This is a genomic window from Cellulophaga omnivescoria (assembly GCF_001999725.1).
Lineage (GTDB): Bacteria > Bacteroidota > Bacteroidia > Flavobacteriales > Flavobacteriaceae > Cellulophaga > Cellulophaga omnivescoria.
Window position 1 is genome coordinate 209,451 of the sequence record NZ_MDDP01000004.1, and the last position, 20,127, is coordinate 229,577.

The following is a 20,127-nucleotide window of genomic DNA, read 5'->3' on the forward strand; positions in this document are numbered from 1 at the left end:
TTTAAAGTTCTTTGCTTTTTCTAAAAAGCAATAAAAATTTTACGGTTGTTTAAATAATTATTTTCTCTATAGATTTAAATTTATGAACGTGGTACTTTTACAATTGTTGTAAGTATTTCCTCTGTTTTTTACACTTTAAAAACACATATTAACTAAGGTTATTTTATTAAATAACATTCATAATTTATACGGTATTTAATTGTAAACAAAAGCACAAACATTTTATAATTTTAGGTTAGAAATGTAAATTTATTTTAGATAAGAAATGCGTACAATTGTATAAATGGTATTGTTTTATTTATGGTTGGCACTAAATTGTACAAAACAGTAAGTAAATAAGTGTATAAAACACAAAAAGCCCAAAAAGGGCTTTGTTTTACGTAAATGTTTGTGGGTTGTGGTACTATTGTGCTAAGTTGGTGTATTGTTTTACCAGCTGCTCACCATCTATAATATATTCTGTAATGCTAAAAACTTCTTTTCGGTTTTTTCTAAAGTCCTTTACAAATTGTGCTAAACTGTCTTCTAAAGCTGCGTGTTCTGCTCTAAATTTATGAGAATCGTACGCAAAAGGATTTTCTATAAGCTCTGTTAAATGATGCAAATGGCTTGTAGTTTTTTCTAACAAATTGGTACATTGTTTGTCTACCACCAGTAGGCTTATTTCTATTTCTTTTACCAAGTCTACGTTTTCCTTTTTAGATATCCACAATAGGTATTTTTTTATGAGTTGGTGTAAAAAGCGTAAATCGTCTTTATAAAACAACAAATCAGATTTCCAATGTTTTGTTAACAGGTACAATTGTTGCCAATTGGCTTCATTAATATAATTGTCTGCAGGTCTGTTTCTAAAATTGCTCATACTACGTAATTTTTGTAGTAAAAGTAATTATTGGTATTTGTTTGGTGTATGATAAAAATCATACCTAATTTAAAAACATTTGTATATGTTTTAAGCAAATGTGCTGCCACAATACCCCATAAATTATTGTTTGTATGCTACAGATAAAATATATGTAGTACTTTTACGCCTTATAAATTTAGATGTAATTTTAGTTGTATTTATGCAGTATACAGATGTTTTTATTGAATTTTGGGAACAGGTAAAACAAAGTGTTGAAGAAGAACGTTTTGCAAAGCTTACAATGGCAAAAACTATTGGCAAACCCAATTTAAAAAACATTTTTGTGCGTCCGGTATATTCAGATAACGGCTTTATGGTTTTGCTTAAATTACGTTACAGGTCTAGAGATACAGAAGATATTGAGCAAAAACTAACACTAGAAGAAGCTTTTCCAATAATACAAAAGCACTTAAAAACTTCATTTTTTTCGGTATTACTTTTTACCACTACCAAAGACGTTACTTTTAAAATAAATAAAAAAGGCGCTGGTAGTATTACAGAAGGTTTACCTACGTTTACCAATATTACACAGGCAGAAATGGGTGATAATTAACTCCTTTACAATTCTATTAAAAAACCACTGTAATTTAACACTTATTTTCTTACTTAATGAGTTAAATGCCAAAAAAAACCTTGAAAGCTAGAGCTGCAAGGTCTTTATTATATTGTATTGGCAAAAACTACCACCTACGATTTTTAGTTGCTTTTTTGCTTTTAGTTGCCAAGTGTTTTTGCTTACGGTATTCTGGTGAAGCAATATGCGCCTCTATACTGACAATAATATTGTTTTTTACACCAGTTATAAGCTTAGTTTTGTAGTTTTTTTTCTCATACCACCAAGCTCCTAAAAATATAAGTACAACCAGTATAATTTCCCAAGGATTGTTACCAATTACTGGAACATTATAATAATAACTAATACCTATTACTGGTTTTAAATATTTAATTCCAAAATATAACAATACCATAGCGGCAAAGGCAAAGGATAAAAAAAGGCGTTTTTCAGATTTTAGCTTTTTCTTTACTCTACTATTAATGGCCAAAATAGCTTCATCACTTAGCAAAGCGTGTTTTTTGTTGTAACTATCTGCTATAAAACGCAATCTAGACTCAATGTCGTTTTTTGAAACCCTGTTACTAGTATGCTTTACAAAATAGGTATTATAGTCCAAGTAGTCTTGGTGGGTAATCTTTAGTTTTGGATATAGAGTATGTGTGCCCATTACTACTACAAAACTAGCATTATTTATTTTTAAAGTTCTTTTTTATGAGGCGTATTTTCTATTTCTTCTTCTTTAGGCTTTTTCCACAATGCGTATGATATACCCGCCCAAGATAGGTTTATAATAATCATACCTATAAAAAATGGGTTGCGCCCACGATCCATACTGTAATCTGCTATTCCAAAAAGGTAAACTGCCAACAAGGCAAATAATACCACTACACCAACAAAATAGCCTATTTTTCCTTTTTTAGTTAAATGCTTTAATAATAATCTTTCTAACATAATTTTAATTTTTTATAAATGTACTTTTTAGAAGCTAATTTTAAAATAAACAATAAATAAGTGTAAGCGTAAAAGATATATTCGTATTAATTTTAAGCTTTAACATATACTTTATTGCTGGTGCACACAATGTTTCTACATTTGTAGAAATTAAACAACTAAATTTAATGTTAGATTATGTGGTTATTGGTGGTGCACAGGCTGGTTTATCTATGGCGTATCATTTAAAAAAAATGAATAAGAATTTCTTAGTTGTAGATAGCGAAGACCAAATTGGTGCCTCTTGGCTAAACAGATGGGACTCTTTAAAACTATTTACCTCTACCACTTATAACAACTTGCCTGGTTTAAAATTTGATGCTCCTAAAAACCACTACCCCTCTAAATTTGAAGTTGCAAACTACTTTAAAACCTACGTACAAAAATTTGATATTCCTTTACAATTAAACACCCTGGTTACTGCTGTACGCAAAACCAATAAAGGTTTTTTTATTACGCACAAAAACGGAGAAATTAGGGCTAAAAATGTTATTGTTGCTACTGGTCCTTTTCATATACCGTATACTCCGCCTTGCCATACTAAACTTGCAGATACCATTTTACAAATGCATAGTAACTATTACAAAACACCAGAACAGTTACAAAAAGGAGATGCTTTGGTTGTTGGTGCAGGAGACTCTGGTTATCAAATTTTAAATGAACTCTCTAAAGATGACTCTAGAACTGTTTATTTTTCTGGTGATACCACTGTAAAATCTATTCCGCAACAATTTTTAGGTAAAACCATTTGGTGGTGGTTTACAGTTACTGGTTTTTTAAGCTTTACCAAATATAGTTGGCTTGGTAAGCGTATTAATGCAGCCAAACAACCTGTAATTGGCACTAATGTAAAAGAAATTTTAGCACGAAAAAATGTTATTGCTGTTGGTAGAACTAATGATGCTTTAAATGAGAAGCTATTTTTTGAGAAAAAGAAGGTTTCTACCATTAAAAATATTATTTGGGCAACAGGTTACCGTCCTAATTTTAAATGGATTGAAGGTTTGGAGCTAGATGCGGATAATTATCCTAAAAACAAACGTGGTGTTAGTAATATTAAAGGCTTGTACTTTATTGGCTTACCGTGGATGTATACGCGTGGTTCTGCTACTTTAGGTGGTGTGCAAAAAGATGCTAGTTATTTAGCGAGTGTTATTAGATAAGTATTGTTCATTTTTATTTTTTTTAAAAGTCCCTTTCGAAAGTATTGCGTAAAACTAAAGTTGAGATTTCGAGCAAATAATCCGTTTGTTATGAATTCAAACAGCGTTTGAAGAACAATCTGCGATTTCTTTTTTTATCAATGAATCCCGAAGTATAGGGACTTAAAGAAATTGTAACGATTAATTGAAGATAAATTACACAATGCTTCTAATTAAAAACGAGAAGCTTAATTTTAGTCCGGCCTACGAAAGTATTGCGTAAAACTAAAGTTGAGATTTTGTGCAAATAATCCGTTTGTTATGAATTCAAACAACGTTTGAAGAAGTTAGCGATTATTTAGAAATTGAAACGTATAGTTTAGCAATGTGTTCGTAAGCCTAGATTTTTTTGGTTCGTTTTTTTATCAATGAAAAAAATGAACAAAGCTTATTATGAAGGAAAATGTTACTAATTAAAAAACAAGAAGAGTAATATTAGTAAAAAACAAAAATCGTAAACTGAGAAAGTCCTAAGACAAATCTCAATTTACGATGTATATATGCGTTTTTAATCGGTTTTTATATAGATGCTACAAACTCTAAAAATACTTTTTTGTGTAGATCTAAATCTAAATTAGGAGATAAAGAGGCGCGTACAATATAATCCTTATCGCCTTCTTTGGTTGTTCCTTGTGTAGAGGTTGCTGGTATGGTCCAGTAACACCCTTTTAATTGTCCGTAGCTTACACAAAACTTACTCTCGTTTGGTATTTTGGTAATCATTAAATTAATCAATTTTAAATTTAATGCACGTTTGTATGTTTCTCTTTCTTCTTCTGTGTCTCCTTTTGTTGGTAGATCTAGAGAAAAAACAGACGGTGTAAAGCCTTCTGATGCTAACTCTTGAGATACAAAGTTAATTTTTGCTCCTGGTAAATTTTGGTGTATAAAGTTTACAAAATTGCGCGTATTTGTGTACGCATCTGCAATTCTCTTGTTCATACTTGGTAATTGTTCTGCCAATATGCTGTACTGTAAGGCTGTTGCTTCGTTATCACAAAGTGTTAAGTGTGTTTCAATATTAGCCATTAAATCTGCCGCTTTACTATTGCCAACACAGTAACCAGCTGTACATTTTCCTCCACTTGGAAATTTAGAACCACTTGCAAAAGATATTGTTTTTACTGAAGCTAAAACATCTTCCTCCCCTAAAAAGTGTACGTTAGGACAAAAGGTTTGGTCTAATATAAACACAGGAGCTATTGCAACTTCTCCAGACGGTGTTTTACGCTCCTTACTTAATGCCTCTTTTAGTGCAAGTAAATTTGGCACTTCTACACGTGGGTTTGTTGGTATTTCTGCAATAATTAAAGGCACTGCATCCTCTGTAGCAATAGCATCTAAAACAGTATGTATGCTTTGTACCATATCATTATCACCATCTACAGGCAAGTCTACAATAGCTACATTTGGCAAACAAGCTGCTACTCTCCTAGCCTGGTCATTGGTACCGCCGTAACAATTTGGTGGCACAACAATTTTTATAGCTTTTCCTTTATAATTTTCTAGTGCATCATTAATTAAGCCCATTAAAATTGCGTATTGAATAGACAATCCGCTAGAGGCAACCAATGGTTTTGTACTTGCACGTGTAATATCTTTTATAGAAGCTAAAACACTTGCTTTATCTGCCTTTACATCTTCCTCATTATATGTATACTCTGCTTCTGTAGTAAGGGAATTTAATGCTAAAAGCGAGTTTGCAGGTGTCATTGCAATGGTTTCTCTTCTGCGTACGTGCTGTATGTCTTTTACATAGGCTTTAGCATTATCTGTAGTGTTTACAACTAAAATACTACCCAATTTACCGTGTAGGTTTATATAAAAATCTATGTTAGAATTTAATGTAACTGCACCAATGGTTTTCTGCTCTTCAATAAAAACAGTACTACCATTAGTAGCTTCAATTTCATCTGTACTACTTATTTTTTTAAGATTGAAGTTGTATCCGTAAACAGTTTTTATAACTTCTTCATTAAAATTACTAGGCAAACTGCCTTTGTAGTAGATATTAGTGTCTTTTTTATCAAATAAATTTTTACGTAATATTGATAAAATAGGAACAGTATTAGAGTCAAAACTTATAACATTTTGTGTATCTAAACCATGTAATTTTGCTATTCCCCACTCCAACACACAAGATAAAGGATGACCTAGCCTAATATAGTCATAAGCAGTGTGTAGCTCATTTAAAGCAGCTGTTGTGCTGTTATTTGCTACATATAAAGCTTCTAGCTCGTTTAAAAACTGAACTTTAGCCAATTCTTCATTGTAAATATCTAGACGATGTGTAGTTAAATTTAACCAATCTTTTGGCATATTTGTTACTACATCTTTTATATAATTAAGCGTTTTATTGTCTTGCATAAAATTCATCTTTAAATGAAGCCTGCAAGATACGTTAATTAGATTTTTTTAGGAACTTATACAAGGCGTATTGTTCTATTTTACCATAGATTTAACGCCTTGTATTTGTATTTTAAATGGTATAAAACCTTATTTTTAAGTATCTGTTGGTACATAGTCCCAATCATCACCATAGCCAATTATCCAACTAAGTGCATATCTTCTTTCATACACAACACTAGGGTTTAATTCTTCTGGCATTTCTTTACCAAATAATTGTGCGTCTCTTACTCGCCAATGCTGATTGTACAACTCTGTTTCCATAGCAGTTAAATCCTCATTAGATCTTAATGTAATAGATTTTATAAATGCTTTAGGGTTGCCTATAATTTCCGCCAATTCTTTAACACTGTACACATCAAACTGCGTGTTTAAAGCAGGCATTTCTTCAATAAAATTTGCTGCCCAAAATAACGATGTTAAAGCTTCTGCTCGCCAACTAAAATTTATAACGTCGTTTTGTTCTGGCTCTTCTGTATTTAAAAACTCCGTTTCCTTATCAGACAAATAATTATTAATATTATTATTTACTAGCCAAGACTTAAAATTTGGGTCTTCGCCCTGATGAATTTTACCAATAACTGCAAGTAATGCTAAAATACGTTCTGCTACTGCAGTTGGAGTTCTTACTTGCATATCATCATCTAATTCTTCTTCATCCATATTGTTATGTATTAAATTGTCTTTCATAACTATTTAATTTTATTTATTAATTAATTTTTTGTTTAGCCTATAATGTACCAATCCAAGTATAATAAGACACGGAACTGCTATCATTACAAAAAATAATATACTAAAAATCCACCATGGAATATCAAAACCATGACTATAAGACGTTCCTACCAAAAGACCAAGTGTTATACTTACAACAAGACTAATAACACATATTTTTAGGATATTCATTTTTAAGTTTAACATTGTGCTTTAAAATTTTTAGATTACAATTATTAACAGCTTAAATTAATTTTAAACTTGTACTTGTTAATAAAAACGTAACAAAACTGCACATATTTGATTACAATAAGGAAACTGTTACCGGTGAAAATAAAGTAACTGTTTACAGGGTAGTGAAATTTATATTTTATACCTATAATGACCAATAATTTTAAAAGAAAATAGGCAATCTTGTAAAACTTGTCCGCCTCCAATATTGTGCACAATTAAATTTCTTTTGCCATCTTTAGATTTTTTATCTACCACAATCCCAATATGTGTAATTGCACCTCCTAAATTCCAACAAACTATATCACCTGGGGCATAATCTTTAGCTTTATCTGATATTACTTTTTCTTCTCCTTTTCGTTTAAAATACGTCATTAAATTTGGCACCCTGCGATGGTCTATATTTTTATCTGTAGTTTTTAATCCCCATAATTTAGGGTAGATATTAAAATTAGACTTCATATCTAAATGCACATTTTTTTGAAGATCTACGCCTATTTTACGGTAAGCACGTATAACCACATCTGTACAGACACCTTTATCACTAGGCACATCGCCATTTGGATAATCTATAGAAAAGTAACTAGGATCATAAGTAACCTTATCTTTAGTTAACTCTATTGCAGCGTTAACTAAATTGATTTTATGATTACTTGTTTGCGAAAAACTTAAGTAAGATACAAAGAATACTAATAAAGTAAGTTTTTTCATAGGTTAGGGTTAATAACAAACATTACTAACTTTTTGATTAATTTCTAGCACATTTAAAACCTCAAATGTACCGTCATAATCAGCTGCAAATCCATATTTTTCTTTACCTTTTTTTACTACCTCTATAGTAGCATTTACTGGTGTATTAGGTTCTTTACCATTTACCAATGCATAGTATAGCTTCTCTAACCTGCCAGATTTTGTTTTGTCGTTAATCCAATAAGTATTACCACTATTAAAGGGTTCAAAAGTTGCAACTTCTACCCCAAAAACTAATTTTCCACTTAGCGTTTCTTTTTTATAAGTGGTTAAAGAGTCTACTTCTTTTTTTAAGCTTATTATAATATCCTCTAACAAAGTTATTCTGGTATTTGTTCCAATCTCATTATTTACATTGTTAGCAGTACCACTTTGTAAATTAGAAGCATATTGCTTGTTATTGCAAGCAGCAAAAATTAAACCAATTAGAGCTATAAAGGGTAAGGTGTGTTTTAGTCTCATACTATCTTTTTAAAATTTTGTTTCTCTTCTGTAGCAAACGGTAATTATACACACCAAAGATGTAACTATTATAGCAATATTATAAGCCTATTTCTAGTGAAAACAACACCCATTTTACAGGGTGTTAATTTAACTTATAGGAACTAACTATAAAGAGCATTAACCTCCTCTAAATTGGTTTTATCATTAATAATATAAAAATATTTTAATTGCCATTGTTGGGTTTTAAGTGCCTGCTTACTGCTTGGCATATCCCAACTTGGGTAAACCCTAAAAGCTCTTTTCCCTTCTTTTTTATCTGTAGATAGTATTCCTTTTTTTAGTAAAATAGACTTGGGGAAAACAAATTGCCCAAACTTATCTTTATAAGTTACGTTTACAATAAAAAAATCTATGTTATCTGTATAATTAAACGGCTCTATTGGTCCTGTACTACTTCGTTTCCAAAAAGTAACAAACTGACCTACCTTTTTTGGGGTTATTTTAGAATTTCTGCTAATTATAACGCATTCGTTTAACAAAAACCTACAAGCATCATAATCCTCACTTTCATCTTCTAGTATAAAATTGCTAATGCATAGTTTACGTTTATCGTAAATTTTAGTTTTTATAATGCTTAGTTGTTGGTTCATTATTATAAAACGTGTAAATTATCTTTTTAAGGTAAAATGGCCCGTAAAAATTATGCTACCATCTAAGCTCATAAATTTATACCAATAGTCTGCAGATGGTAATTTTTTACCATTAAAAGTTCCATCCCAGCTACCAGTTTCTGCATCTAATTGTTTTATAAGTTTACCATAACGGTTATAAATTGTAACAGTTCCTTCTAATGTAAAAAATTGTTGATCTACTTTCCAGAAATCATTTATACCATCAAAATTTGGTGTAAAAAAATTAGGAAATTTAGATTTTATAGCTTCTTCAGAATCCTCGCAAGCCAACAAATCTATACTCACCTCAAAGCTTGTTTCTTTTGAGCAAGAACCACGCTCATTAAAAATATAAACTGTTTGTGTCTCTATGATGCTATCTCCTGCGCTTAACCGTAAACCTTGACCATTAGTTTCTGTAAAATAATTGCCATTACTAATACTTGGTAATATATAAACACCACATTCTGTAACGTTCTCTAGATCGTCTACTAACAACTCAGGTTCTATTGTAATTTCAAAATTGGTTTCATCTGCGCAAGGTCCTGTACCTGCATAGATATAAATAGTTTGTGTAGTTGTAAGTATATCGCCCGCTTGCAATTGCGTACCGCTAGCGTTTGTTGCTGTATAGTAATTATTACCAACACTTAATTGTGGTAAAGTATAACTACCACATGCTAAAACATCATTAGTATTATCTGCAACCATTGGTTGTGTAGTTGTGAGATTAAAAGTGGTATCTGTATAACAACCACCCATATCTGTTACCCTAACGGTTATAGTCTGGTTATTAGGTACTATATTTGTATAATTATCAGTTAAAGTTAATGGTGCTTCATTTACATCTAAATAAGAGACTGTAACACCACTTTGTGAGCCAATAACTTGAGATTCTATACTTGCTAAATCTAAACTAAAATTGGTAAAACCATCTGCATCTAAGTCACAAGAAAATATATCATTTAAGCTATTTGCTGTGGGACCTGTTTGGTTTACTGTTAAAGATATAGGATTACGCTCTAAAGTTAAACCTGTTACAATTGTACTTGTTATTAAACAAGTGTATGTACCAGAATCTGTTGTTGTTAACGGATTTAAAACCAAATTAGCAGCTGTTGCACCAGAAATAGCAACGCCATTTTTAAACCATTGATAAACATTAGCCCTGCCACTAACTACCGTAGAAAGTGTAATTGTAGAGCCAGAACAACTTGTTAAGGATTGTGCATCGTTAACTTTTGCTTGTGGTATATAGAAAAATCCAGCAATTTGCTGGTCATAATGCGTAAACTCATCTTCAAAATCTCCAAATTGAAACTTATTACCGTTAATTTCTAAAGACTCTCCGTTAGAACCTGATGGTACTGCCGTAAGAATAGATGTAAAATCTGGAATATCTCCCTCAAATTCATTATTCCGAATATCAATAGAATTTATATTAGACCAATTTACTAAAGTTGAAGGTAATTCTCCACTAAAATTGTTATCTCCCAGGTTTATTATAAATAAATTGATAAAGCTTCCGTAACTATCTGGAATTTCACCCGAAAAATTATTTTTTTGTATATCTAATATTTCAATTAATGTCCAGCTAGAAAATAACGGAGATAGTTCTCCTGACAATTGGTTTCCTCCAAGACGTAAAGTAGCTAGGTTTGTAAAATTCTGGTAGCTTTCTGGTATATTTCCTGTAAGCTGGTTAGATCCTGCCTGAAAAATTTGGACATTACTCCATGCTCCAAGACTAGCAGGTAATTCTCCTGAAATTTGATTACCGCTAATATTAAAATTGTTCATTTGAACTAAATTCCCTAATGAAGTTGGTATTACTCCTGATAGGTTATTATTAGTTAACATTAAAGAATTAAGATTGATTAAATTTCCAAATTCTGTTGGTATAGGGCCAGAAATGTCTGTTCCAAATATATTTAGTGCTTGTAAATTAGCTAAATTTCCTAAACTTGTAGGTAGTTCTCCATTTAAATCATTATTACCAAGCCAAAGCGACCTTAAATTAACTAAATTTCCAAATTCTGATGGTATAATACCAGATATTGAGTTGCCTACAAAATGAAACTTGTTTAAATTTATTAAATTACCATATTCAGGATATAGATAACCTGTAAATTGATTGTAGGATAACGTTAAAACTCTTAAATTTATCATATTTGTTATCTCAATAGGTACTTCTCCACTAAAATTATTAGAGTAAATTTCCAATACCTGTAATAGATTTAGAGTAGTAAGTTCTACCGGAATTTCTCCACTAAAATTGTTGCTTTGCAAATAGAGCGAGACTAAATTAGTGAGTTGTTGTATTTCTGGAGCTATTGTTCCTGATAGATCGTTTCCTGCTAAGTCTAGAGTAATTAACGATGTAATATTATATAAAGTTAAAGGAATTGTACCCGTTAAATTTTCTGCAAATAAACTTAAAGTTCTTAAAGATGATAAATCACCTATTTCTGGAGGTATAATGCCAGTTAAGTTGTTAGGATTATTAGTGTTTCTTGTAGGATTCATATTTATAGAAACAACATTTCCTCCTGAAACTGTAAGTCCAAACCAATCATTAGTAACATTACCACTAAAGTCCCAATCGTTTGTAGGATCAGCATCGGTTTCACTAAACCAATTTGGTCCATCGGTTGCATTGTAAAAAGCCAACAATGCTGCTTTTTCTGCAGGAGTAACCTGACTAAAAATTAAATTTGTAATTAAAAGTAGAAACAGAAATAAAAAGAAGCGCATAGGGTATTTTATAATTTATAGTTAATTGGTAAAGTGTGTAGCTAAAATACAATTTTACATTTTTAAAGACATAGTTAGTTGTTAAAAGACACTAACAATAACTAATTTCTGAATTTAAATAGGTTTAAATTAAAAAACCTGCAACATTACTGCTACAGGTTTTAACTTATTTGGTTTAGTTGGATTCTAAATTTTAGAGCTTTCCCTTTAAAGATTCTAACCTATCTAAATCATCAAACTTAGCAGTTATTACTTTACCATCTTTTAGTCCTTCTATTTTATTGTCTAAAATTTGAAGTTTAAAATCACGATCTATTAAGTAGTTTTTTAATGCTTGTTTGTGGTCTAAAGCAATAGCACTAATTAACTGCGGAAAAATAGTTAACACTTTCTCTAATTTATTTTTATCTATAGCTGGTATTTTAGTATCATCTATAGTTACTACCAGTGTACCTTGGCCGTAATTAGCGCAATAATAGCTTTTAGAGTTAAACAAGCCACAGGCTACCATTCCCATTTTGTGTTCAAAATTTTCCTCTACATTAAAATGAGGCTCTATTAACTCTTTAATACTATGGGTTTCTCCAAACTGTTTTAACTTATTAGATTGAAGTAGCAAACTCTCTGGAATTCCACTTTGTTTATTTGCCCAACCCCACATCCAGGAGTTATCATTAAACGATAATGAACCTATAACCTGTATAGGAAAAGATAAATCTCCAAAAACAATAGTAGCGGTACCCATATCTAATTGCCAACCATTGTCTCCTATTACATCTGCAAAAACAAATTGTTTTTCAAAAGATAGGCCAGCATTAGCATCTACCAAATCATTAAAAGATTGCGGTTTTAGCTTTTCTACATTTACAAATTTACTAGTATCTAAAGTGTTATCGTTTTCCATTATTTTTATTTAATAGTATTATTTTTTATTGTTGTTTTCTGGGATTAAAGGTAAAAATAGTTCTCCGTCATTGGTCATACCTATTGGATCCTTTGTTCTTTCCAACCACTCGTCTTCATATAAAAACTTATTACACTCACTAACTACATTACGACTAAACCTGTCTTTTGCTAACTTAATAATTTGTTCATCTATAGCTGTGGTATTGTATTTATAAAAAGGTATATACTCCATATTTAAATGTAGTAAAATAATATGTGTTTTATTCTCTTCTTTATAAATGTCTAACACTTTATAATACGCAGGAGCTCTTAAAACAAAAAAGCCAAACTTTGCAACATCTGGGTTTATTTTAGCCATATTAATAGCCTTGTTTGTTGCTATGGTAAAACGTACGTTTTTAGATAAGCCTTCGGAAAAAACAGATACATCTGTAAATCCGTTTTCTTTTAATATTTGATTTTTTTTATAATTTAAAAGCAACTCATTACGCAAGTCACAATCTCTATAAAATAATAGCAAACCAGTATAAGTTTCTTTCTTTATTTCTGATAATTGGTCTGCGCTTTCACCTTCTTCAATCATTTAAAATAATTGTTCTTATTTTTTACAAATAGAATATGCTAGATCTAAGTCTAACTCTAAAGTACTTAATTCCTCTTCTGTTAAATCTCTTAGTATAGTTTGCATATAACTTGTGTTTTACAAATTATTCTCTAATAAGTTTGTAAGCACTTTTACTCTGCTATTAACATCTGGAGCATTACTTACTGGGCAATGGTTTACTTCTAAAGTACCATCTGTAAAAGTATAGGCTCTTTCTGGATTGTGGTGATTATCTCTGTTTACAATTACAACTTTTTTAAGTCCTTCTTGTAACGCTTCTTTACCCATATCATCTGCAGTAATTGCGGTAAAAGCTTGCACTAATGGCTCAAAATAAATTTGAGAATATGTATCCATATACAAGTGCGTAAAACGGTCTTCAAACAATGTTTCCCATTCTATTTCTAAAGGTACATCAAAGCCAGCTGCAGCAACAATTTGTTCTTTTAACGCAGGAAATTTTTCGTCTTGAAATGCTTTTGTAATTTTCTTTTCTTTAAGTCCCATAATAGTATGTTTTTAATGTTTATTTTAATAATATAAGATTCTAAAATAGCACTAAAACACACCTATGTTGTAAACGGTTTTACAAACGTTGTTTTTTGTTTTAAATCCGTTTATAAATTAGCTAAAAACTGTTTTAAGTAACTTTTTTTACGAGATGCTAAGGGTATTTTTTCTCCGTCTTTAAGTAAAATATTATTTAATATAATAGACTCTATATAATTTATATTTACAAGATGAGATTGGTGTACTCTAACAAAAATTTGATCACTTAAAATGTTCTCATAATATTTTAAATTACGTGCACTCATTATTTTTTTATCTGCGGTATAAAAAATGGTGTAACTACCGTCTGACTGACACCTAATTATATCATTTAAAGGCAAAATATGCTGCTCTTGAGTTGTTTTAATAAGTAAGTTTTTTTGCTCTTCTTTGGCCTCAAAATCTTCAACTTTTTTCTCTAAGGTTTTAAGTCTCTTATTCTGTTTATGAGTAACTCTAAACCTATCTATACAAGCTGTAAGCTCGTCAGAATCTATAGGTTTTAACAAATAATCTACAGCATCTACACGTATTGCTTGTATGGCAAAATCATCATAAGCAGTTGTAAAAATTATTTTAAAAGAAATACTTTTTAAAGCATCTAGTATAGAAAATGCGTTGCCACCAATTAGTTCTATGTCCATAAAAACTAAATCTGGTGTATGCGTTTTTAAAAATTGTATAGCTGTCTCAACAGAGTCTATTTTTGCAATAATTTCTATATCTTTTTGTGTGTACTTTAGTAATTTAGACAAGGTGTTTTGGGCATTAAACTCGTCCTCTATTATAACAACTTGTATCATGCAATATTAATTTTAAATGTAATTTTAGTTCCTACTGCTTGGTTATCTTCACCATATAAATCTTCAATAGTAAAACTTTTTTCTTCAGATTTTTTGCGCAATTTTAATCGTTCTTTAAAAACATCTGTAGCGTGTACTTCTTTACTTTTTTTTGTTTTAGATTGATGTGATCTTCCCACGCCATTGTCTTTTATCACAAAACAAAGTTTATTTTGCTCTTTTGCTATGTGTAACTCTAAAACACCACCTTTTTTCTTCTCTTTTAATCCGTACTCAATTGCATTCTCTAAAAAGGGTTGTAATAACATTGGTGGTACTTTTAGGCTTTTAACATCACAATCTTTAGCTACATTTAACACGTATGTAAAAGTATAATCAAAACGTAATTGTTGTGTTTCAATATAGTTAGATATCATATTAATTTCTCGTTCCAAACTAATTTCTTCCTTACGAACATAATCAAAATTCTGGCGTATAAGTTTGGCAAACTTTGCTATATAGTTTGATGATTTTATTGGATCTTTTTCTAAAGTAATATTTTGTATTGCAGCTAGTGTATTAAAAATAAAATGTGGATTCATTTGCATTCTTAACAAGCTTTGCTCTAGTTCTGATGCCTTATTGGCCGCTTTAAGCTTGGTAATGTATAAATAAGCTCCCAGTAGCACCAAAAGTAATAACAAAGCAGCAACTAAACTCCCATAAAGCATCCTGTTTTTTGCGGTAATTTGTTTTAAAAATAAAAGCTCTGCTTCTTTTTCTTTAGCCTTATATTTTACTGTAGAAAAATGTAATAAACGTTCTGTTTCTTTAGTATGCTGTTTTATTTGTAAAGCATCTCTTTTTTCTTGATACGCCAAAGCTTCCTCTGGCTTATTAGTACGTATTGCAATAGTTATAAGTTTATCTAAAATTTGTATTTGTTGAGGCGTATCTTTATTCTGTTCAAAAATTTCTATTGCCTTTTTATAATATGCTTTAGCTGTAACAAAATCGTTATTTAAAAAATAGGTAAAACCAAGTCCTTTATACGGAGCTCCATTAATTACGCTAATATTTTTATTTACTTGTATAGCCGCTTGTAAAAATTTTGCTGCAGAAGCATATTGTTCTGTTTCTACATACGTATAGCCTATGTTATTTAAAATTTTTACAATAGTTTGCGGAGATTTTATATTTTTACCAAGTTCTAAAGCCTCCTGGTAAGCTAGTAAAGCTTTGTTATACTCTTTTTGTTTTAAATAAATACCAGCAATATTAGACTTTATAGCAATTACAGATGTGGTATCGTTTTGGTTTGTAAAAATATTATCGGCCTTTTTTATATACTCTAAAGCCTTAGGGTAATCTTTTAATGTAAAGTGTAACTGAAACAGCAAATTATTTGCCTTAGCAAGTAGCCTTTTGTCTTTTAATACACTAGCATTTTTTAATGCTTCTAAAGCAAATTCTTGTGCTTTTTCTAAATTATTAAAACGTAAATTTGCGGCACTTAACGTTATTAAACTTCTGGTTGTATTGTAGTTATCATTTAAATTTATAAATAAATCTTTTGCTTTTTTATGTGTATTAATAGCCTCTAAAAACAAATCGTTTACATAATAAATTTCTCCTTTTTTAAATAAAATTAAAGCGTTTTGCTGTGGTGTAAGTCCTTTTAGGTTGCTTTGTAAGCTATCTAAAATATTAATAGATTTTTCATAATTAAACTGTGAGAGACTGTCTGTAATTTTAAGAGTTTCATCAAAATCTATTTGGTTGTTTTTTGTGTTGGTACAACTAAATAAAATAAACAATAAAACACTATAAACCAATCTATTAACAAAAAAGCAATATTTCATGTAAGCAAGTACTATTCTTTAACAAACGAAACTAACATTTTTAAGGTGAAACAGAAATTTTTTTAACAACTAAATGGCAAATATAAAACCGTTAGCGTCGGTTATAAAAAGCATCTATAACTTTATAAAAATGAATGTTATTTTGGCTTTATAAAAAAGTGAATATGGACTATACAGAAACTGTTGATAACATAACAAAAGGTTGTGGTTTTGAAATAACACACAAAAAAGAGATTACTAAAAAAATTGCAGCAAAAATTAGTATAGATGATGCTATGTTTTTAATTTATGATTGGCCAGACGATAAAGAAGGTGCTAACACTAGCATTATAATTAACTTAAACTATTTTTTTATTTTAAATGATAAAAAGTATGAAATAAGCACTAAAAATACTTTTTATGATTTTGACAATAAATTTTATGACAACTTACAAGATTGGTTTTATAAAGATATGTATCCATTATTTGTAAAAAAAGCGTTAGAAGTTTCTAAAAAAAATATAGAAAAAGATCTTGGAGTTTCACTTTCTAATATTGCACCTTTTGACACACAAGAAACTAAAGCAAAAAGATTAGCAAACAAAGCAGCTAAGGGTACACTTGTAGATTATGTTTAAAAATACAATTAAACAATATGTGTAACTAGTTATTAAAATAGAATAAATGAGCAATAGTTTATTACAAAAGCAAAATGAATTATACGGTAATTTAAATTTTGCAGCAGCAATTAAAAAAGACAATGTTGGAATTATAAAACATTTTATTGCGAGTGAAAAAGAGGCGTATGAAAATAATTTTCAAGGACAATTTTACCCTTCATACCATTATGAAATAAGCAGAGTAATGAGTACTAAAATGTCTAAAATTGATGATGAAGATATTTATTTGGCATTTTATTACCAACTTAAACTAGGCAACATATACAAGCCTTTAGAGAAACATTACCCTTTATTTTTAAAAGCTTTAGCACACAATATAGATGACAATGATTTAGATACTACGTTTTTAGACGCAGATATACTGTATTTATTATTTGGTATAAAAAACAATGAAAACTCTGACTCTGTTTACGATATTTTATATAATGACTATGCAAATTTTTTACAATTTACAAAACTCTGTAATAGCTATACCACATTTCCTAATCTTAGAAAAAAACACGCTAAGTTTGCCCCTTTTTTAAATAACAAAGCATTGGTTAACCGTATAAAAAAAGGACTTCATTATTATTTTAAGAGTAGTTTTTTAACAGCTGGCTCTTTAGTTTTACTGCTATTAGATACTAGTGATAGTGCTAAGGAAGTATTATACAACTTGCATAAAACAAATTTAAAAAATACAGATGTTTGGCTTTTAGGTAGCTTTTATATGGACTTTAAAAAAACAGATGCCAACAAAAAACTTTTAAAAGATTTATATGCTACTTACCCAAAAGAATGGATAGATGAATACCAAAAAACTGATTGGAGCTAAACTACTTTTTTATAAAATTTTTGCGAATTAATTTTAATGCCTTTATTTTTTTTATTGTAGATAAATGTATTGACAATATTAATAAGCAAAGACCATAAAACAAAGCCTATAAATACCAATAGAATAACTTTTAAAAAGTATTCTTTAGTAACATCTGGTATTTTTAATACATTAAAATAATTACTATAAAAATCATACCCTTTAGAAATTCCTATACTAAAAAATATAAATCCAATAAGTAAATACACATACTTAACAAAAAAATCTTTTTTGGGTAAAAAGTAATCTTTAGATGGGTTTTTAGGGTGATAATAAACAGGTGTAGTATCTCCTATTTTTACTTTAGAATTGCTTCTTCCTTTAATTCTACAACTTTTTATTTTTTCGTTTTTAAAATACTCAAAACTATAAACAGGAACCTTTATTATGCCAGAGAATCCTTCTTCATTCTCTGAACCCTTCTCAAAAGATATAGATATAACTTTAGCATTAGTTAATATTCCGTTTCTTTTAATTCTTCCGTTCCTAAATAAGATGTACAGAAAACCTAAAATTAACAGCAACCCAATTACCAAAAAAATTGTACTTGCAATTATAGCCATATTAAGCTCAAAAAGTTATAGTAGATAATAAATTTGTTACTTAATATATGTAAAATATATCATAAAAAAAAGTGTTTTTATAGTAAATACTTATCAAAAAAGCCATTTAAATAAATTTTACACAGTTAATTAACAAAAAAACCATCGTATTTGTAAGTTTATCCTACTTTTTAATATTTTTTTTATTACACCTTCTAATTCAGTATAACTTACCACTTCTATTTGGCACTTTTCAGTATCTATAGATAGTGTTTTATTATACTTAAAATTTTGTTTAAATTTTTATGATTTGGATAGTAAAACAAACTCGTTAAGCGTATTAGAATGTATATGCTTATTGGCCTCTTTATCTTTACGTTTTTTAAGTTGCTTTACTTTATTACTAGCCTCAACTAGGGCATAAAAATCTTTATTAATAATTTTTGCTATACACTGTAGTCGTTTTTCATTTATACTTTTACCATATAAATTGTAATTATCTACATTGGCACTTATATAAGCAACATCTTTAGTTTTTAAATACTTTTTAAAGTTTTTATCATACAAATTGTGTAGCTCTTGGTTGTATGTATTTACTACATCACTAGATATTATATCTTCAATATAAGCACCATTAAAGTTTACCCAAATTGGTGTAGAGGCTATTAACTCTATATGAATATTTATAAAATTATTTGCATTATCCTTGGCTTTAAAATGATATTCATACGCCAAGGGAACTTGCTCAAAAGAAGTAAAATTGTAATTGTCTTGCAAAAATTTAAAATATGTTTCTACAGCATATTTAACCTCATAAAGCAAATTGTTCATACCTTATATTTACTAAATAAACTAGTTTGCTTGTGCCTTAAACTCGTTCATTTTTTTTAATATTAATGGAACAAATAGGGCAAATTTTGCATTAAAGTCTTCTTGAGATGTTGCTTTGTTCATAGTTGCAACCATTGTAGACCAAGCTTTATGCAATTCATCTTCTTTAGTTCCGTTGTTTTCTGAAAACTCTATGTTTAAAGCCTTTAAAAGGCTCATAGTATCAGTTTCCTCATAAAAGCCGGTATCCTTTACCATAAAAAAAACATTTTCTAATGTTGGTTCTCCTTTTAATAAGTCTGTAATAGATAAGTTTCCTTTGTTTGCCCCAACAATCTCAAAAGTATCAATCATTAAGTTTTGTACTTTTGAATTTATATTTTCTTTTAACTGTAATGTACTCATTTTTTGTTTTTATAGTTTAACCGTTATTCTTTAATAACAATTCCGTTTTTCATTTCATCATTGCTTGGGTTCTCAAACCAAGTTTCCATAAAGTCAAAGTTTTCTTTACTCACTTCAAACTCATACGTATCTCCTTTTTCAATATTTCTTTGCATTACTCTTTTAAACCTAGTTTCTTTAGAAATATCTAAAAAATGAATTTTTACTTTAAATCCATTCTCTTCTGCAAATTTTCTAAATTTCTCCCTATGGCTATATTTAGAGAGTCCTAAATCTAAAATTGCAGCAACATTAGACTCCTGCAGTTGCTGCACTACATTTAAAATAATATCCTCTGCCCTATTTATGCGTTCTAAAAACCACTCTAAACCATCTTCTGGTTTTTTATCTGCAAGAAACAATGTGTTGTTCCATTTATCTATAGAAAATACAACCCCGTTTGTTTCTTTTTTTAATTTAGTTGCATAAGTAGTTTTACCAGATCCAGTATTACCAACAATTAAATGTATCATAAC

The 20,127-nt window shown here is 29.6% G+C and carries 22 protein-coding genes; 4 read left to right on the forward strand and 18 right to left on the reverse strand.

Translation table 11 applies throughout. The annotated features are described in order from the left end of the window. Positions 1-403 precede the first annotated feature (403 nt). Positions 404-862, reverse strand: coding sequence for a hypothetical protein (locus BFJ87_RS03360; protein WP_077399906.1), 459 nt, complete (start codon positions 860-862; stop codon positions 404-406). Positions 863-992: 130 nt separating this feature from the next. Here BFJ87_RS03360 and BFJ87_RS03365 point away from each other — a divergent pair, with 130 nt between their 5' ends. Further along, complete coding sequence (locus tag BFJ87_RS03365; protein WP_245799580.1) at positions 993-1,457, forward strand: hypothetical protein; 465 nt, start codon at positions 993-995, stop codon at positions 1,455-1,457. Between the two features lie 127 nt (positions 1,458-1,584). On the opposite strand, the gene BFJ87_RS03370 is transcribed toward BFJ87_RS03365, so the two are convergent. Together BFJ87_RS03370 and BFJ87_RS03375 are read right to left on the reverse strand one after the other, a co-directional pair. Next, a complete protein-coding gene (locus BFJ87_RS03370; RefSeq protein WP_077399909.1) occupies positions 1,585-2,127 on the reverse strand; it encodes a hypothetical protein in 543 nt (180 codons plus the stop codon). A gap of 29 nt (positions 2,128-2,156) precedes the next feature. Beyond that, positions 2,157-2,411 (reverse strand): hypothetical protein, encoded by a 255-nt coding sequence (locus BFJ87_RS03375; protein WP_075695675.1) that lies wholly within the window; start codon positions 2,409-2,411, stop codon positions 2,157-2,159. A 167-nt stretch (positions 2,412-2,578) separates the two neighbouring features. Here BFJ87_RS03375 and BFJ87_RS03380 point away from each other — a divergent pair, with 167 nt between their 5' ends. Continuing rightward, the gene (locus tag BFJ87_RS03380; protein WP_077399912.1) at positions 2,579-3,613 is read left to right on the forward strand and encodes a flavin-containing monooxygenase; all 1,035 of its coding nucleotides are present in this window, start codon (positions 2,579-2,581) and stop codon (positions 3,611-3,613) included. 558 nt (positions 3,614-4,171) lie between these two features. Here the strand turns inward: BFJ87_RS03380 and BFJ87_RS03385 are convergent. The 11 genes from BFJ87_RS03385 to BFJ87_RS03440 all read right to left on the reverse strand — a co-directional run bounded on the left by BFJ87_RS03385 (position 4,172) and on the right by BFJ87_RS03440 (position 16,322). Further along, positions 4,172-6,019, reverse strand: a complete 1,848-nt coding sequence (locus BFJ87_RS03385; RefSeq protein WP_077400113.1) for a PLP-dependent aminotransferase family protein — start codon at positions 6,017-6,019, stop codon at positions 4,172-4,174. Positions 6,020-6,154: 135 nt separating this feature from the next. Next, positions 6,155-6,748, reverse strand: coding sequence for a DUF4272 domain-containing protein (locus tag BFJ87_RS03390; RefSeq protein ID WP_077399915.1), 594 nt, complete (start codon positions 6,746-6,748; stop codon positions 6,155-6,157). 384 nt (positions 6,749-7,132) lie between these two features. Next, entirely contained in the window at positions 7,133-7,711 is a 579-nt protein-coding gene (locus tag BFJ87_RS03400; protein ID WP_077399921.1) for a DUF1287 domain-containing protein, read from the reverse strand. A gap of 9 nt (positions 7,712-7,720) precedes the next feature. Then, entirely contained in the window at positions 7,721-8,212 is a 492-nt protein-coding gene (locus BFJ87_RS03405) for a hypothetical protein (RefSeq protein WP_077399924.1), read from the reverse strand. Between the two features lie 143 nt (positions 8,213-8,355). Next, the gene (locus BFJ87_RS03410) at positions 8,356-8,844 is read right to left on the reverse strand and encodes a MepB family protein (protein WP_077399927.1); all 489 of its coding nucleotides are present in this window, start codon (positions 8,842-8,844) and stop codon (positions 8,356-8,358) included. An 18-nt stretch (positions 8,845-8,862) separates the two neighbouring features. After that, positions 8,863-11,619, reverse strand: coding sequence for a T9SS type B sorting domain-containing protein (locus tag BFJ87_RS03415; protein WP_077399930.1), 2,757 nt, complete (start codon positions 11,617-11,619; stop codon positions 8,863-8,865). A 193-nt stretch (positions 11,620-11,812) separates the two neighbouring features. Then, positions 11,813-12,523 carry a DUF6882 domain-containing protein gene (locus BFJ87_RS03420; RefSeq protein WP_077399933.1) on the reverse strand — a complete coding sequence of 237 codons (711 nt, stop codon included), beginning with the start codon at positions 12,521-12,523 and terminating at the stop codon, positions 11,813-11,815. Between the two features lie 18 nt (positions 12,524-12,541). Further along, positions 12,542-13,108 (reverse strand): hypothetical protein, encoded by a 567-nt coding sequence (locus BFJ87_RS03425; RefSeq protein WP_077399936.1) that lies wholly within the window; start codon positions 13,106-13,108, stop codon positions 12,542-12,544. A 117-nt stretch (positions 13,109-13,225) separates the two neighbouring features. After that, positions 13,226-13,636, reverse strand: a complete 411-nt coding sequence (locus BFJ87_RS03430; protein ID WP_077399939.1) for a hypothetical protein — start codon at positions 13,634-13,636, stop codon at positions 13,226-13,228. A gap of 110 nt (positions 13,637-13,746) precedes the next feature. Then, positions 13,747-14,481, reverse strand: a complete 735-nt coding sequence (locus BFJ87_RS03435; protein ID WP_077399942.1) for a LytR/AlgR family response regulator transcription factor — start codon at positions 14,479-14,481, stop codon at positions 13,747-13,749. Further along, complete coding sequence (locus tag BFJ87_RS03440) at positions 14,478-16,322, reverse strand: tetratricopeptide repeat-containing sensor histidine kinase (protein ID WP_077399945.1); 1,845 nt, start codon at positions 16,320-16,322, stop codon at positions 14,478-14,480. Before BFJ87_RS03440 ends, BFJ87_RS03435 begins: the two co-directional genes overlap by 4 nt. A 164-nt stretch (positions 16,323-16,486) precedes the next feature. Between BFJ87_RS03440 and BFJ87_RS03445 the strand changes: the two genes are divergently transcribed. Both BFJ87_RS03445 and BFJ87_RS03450 read left to right on the forward strand, forming a co-directional pair. Further along, entirely contained in the window at positions 16,487-16,939 is a 453-nt protein-coding gene (locus BFJ87_RS03445) for a hypothetical protein (protein WP_077399948.1), read from the forward strand. A gap of 46 nt (positions 16,940-16,985) precedes the next feature. Continuing rightward, positions 16,986-17,795: a hypothetical protein gene (locus BFJ87_RS03450; protein WP_077399951.1), complete on the forward strand. Its 810-nt coding sequence runs from the start codon at positions 16,986-16,988 to the stop codon at positions 17,793-17,795. Here BFJ87_RS03450 and BFJ87_RS03455 read toward each other — a convergent pair. The 4 genes from BFJ87_RS03455 to BFJ87_RS03470 form a co-directional block, all read right to left on the reverse strand. Then, entirely contained in the window at positions 17,792-18,397 is a 606-nt protein-coding gene (locus BFJ87_RS03455; RefSeq protein ID WP_077399954.1) for a DUF3592 domain-containing protein, read from the reverse strand. The genes BFJ87_RS03450 and BFJ87_RS03455 overlap by 4 nt on opposite strands. A 282-nt stretch (positions 18,398-18,679) precedes the next feature. Beyond that, positions 18,680-19,207, reverse strand: coding sequence for a hypothetical protein (locus tag BFJ87_RS03460; protein ID WP_077399957.1), 528 nt, complete (start codon positions 19,205-19,207; stop codon positions 18,680-18,682). A 21-nt stretch (positions 19,208-19,228) separates the two neighbouring features. Continuing rightward, positions 19,229-19,612 (reverse strand): hypothetical protein, encoded by a 384-nt coding sequence (locus BFJ87_RS03465; protein WP_077399960.1) that lies wholly within the window; start codon positions 19,610-19,612, stop codon positions 19,229-19,231. A gap of 23 nt (positions 19,613-19,635) precedes the next feature. Continuing rightward, positions 19,636-20,124 carry a P-loop nucleotide/nucleoside kinase family protein gene (locus BFJ87_RS03470; protein WP_077399962.1) on the reverse strand — a complete coding sequence of 163 codons (489 nt, stop codon included), beginning with the start codon at positions 20,122-20,124 and terminating at the stop codon, positions 19,636-19,638. Between the last annotated feature and the right edge of the window lie 3 nt (positions 20,125-20,127).

Excerpts from the sequence above, each read along its gene's own strand:
- BFJ87_RS03425 (WP_077399936.1), bottom strand. The coding sequence starts at position 13,108 with ATGATTGAAGAAGGTGAAAGCGCAGACCAATTATCAGAAATAAAGAAA.
- BFJ87_RS03435 (WP_077399942.1), bottom strand. The coding sequence starts at position 14,481 with ATGATACAAGTTGTTATAATAGAGGACGAGTTTAATGCCCAAAACACC.
- BFJ87_RS03445 (WP_077399948.1), top strand. The coding sequence starts at position 16,487 with ATGGACTATACAGAAACTGTTGATAACATAACAAAAGGTTGTGGTTTT.
- BFJ87_RS03410 (WP_077399927.1), bottom strand. The coding sequence starts at position 8,844 with ATGAACCAACAACTAAGCATTATAAAAACTAAAATTTACGATAAACGT.
- BFJ87_RS03390 (WP_077399915.1), bottom strand. The coding sequence starts at position 6,748 with ATGAAAGACAATTTAATACATAACAATATGGATGAAGAAGAATTAGAT.
- BFJ87_RS03430 (WP_077399939.1), bottom strand. The coding sequence starts at position 13,636 with ATGGGACTTAAAGAAAAGAAAATTACAAAAGCATTTCAAGACGAAAAA.
- BFJ87_RS03470 (WP_077399962.1), bottom strand. The coding sequence starts at position 20,124 with ATGATACATTTAATTGTTGGTAATACTGGATCTGGTAAAACTACTTAT.
- BFJ87_RS03400 (WP_077399921.1), bottom strand. The coding sequence starts at position 7,711 with ATGAAAAAACTTACTTTATTAGTATTCTTTGTATCTTACTTAAGTTTT.
- BFJ87_RS03360 (WP_077399906.1), bottom strand. The coding sequence starts at position 862 with ATGAGCAATTTTAGAAACAGACCTGCAGACAATTATATTAATGAAGCC.
- BFJ87_RS03405 (WP_077399924.1), bottom strand. The coding sequence starts at position 8,212 with ATGAGACTAAAACACACCTTACCCTTTATAGCTCTAATTGGTTTAATT.
- BFJ87_RS03375 (WP_075695675.1), bottom strand. The coding sequence starts at position 2,411 with ATGTTAGAAAGATTATTATTAAAGCATTTAACTAAAAAAGGAAAAATA.
- BFJ87_RS03370 (WP_077399909.1), bottom strand. The coding sequence starts at position 2,127 with ATGGGCACACATACTCTATATCCAAAACTAAAGATTACCCACCAAGAC.
- BFJ87_RS03455 (WP_077399954.1), bottom strand. The coding sequence starts at position 18,397 with ATGGCTATAATTGCAAGTACAATTTTTTTGGTAATTGGGTTGCTGTTA.
- BFJ87_RS03460 (WP_077399957.1), bottom strand. The coding sequence starts at position 19,207 with ATGAACAATTTGCTTTATGAGGTTAAATATGCTGTAGAAACATATTTT.
- BFJ87_RS03415 (WP_077399930.1), bottom strand. The coding sequence starts at position 11,619 with ATGCGCTTCTTTTTATTTCTGTTTCTACTTTTAATTACAAATTTAATT.
- BFJ87_RS03420 (WP_077399933.1), bottom strand. The coding sequence starts at position 12,523 with ATGGAAAACGATAACACTTTAGATACTAGTAAATTTGTAAATGTAGAA.
- BFJ87_RS03380 (WP_077399912.1), top strand. The coding sequence starts at position 2,579 with ATGTTAGATTATGTGGTTATTGGTGGTGCACAGGCTGGTTTATCTATG.
- BFJ87_RS03465 (WP_077399960.1), bottom strand. The coding sequence starts at position 19,612 with ATGAGTACATTACAGTTAAAAGAAAATATAAATTCAAAAGTACAAAAC.
- BFJ87_RS03385 (WP_077400113.1), bottom strand. The coding sequence starts at position 6,019 with ATGCAAGACAATAAAACGCTTAATTATATAAAAGATGTAGTAACAAAT.
- BFJ87_RS03450 (WP_077399951.1), top strand. The coding sequence starts at position 16,986 with ATGAGCAATAGTTTATTACAAAAGCAAAATGAATTATACGGTAATTTA.
- BFJ87_RS03440 (WP_077399945.1), bottom strand. The coding sequence starts at position 16,322 with ATGAAATATTGCTTTTTTGTTAATAGATTGGTTTATAGTGTTTTATTG.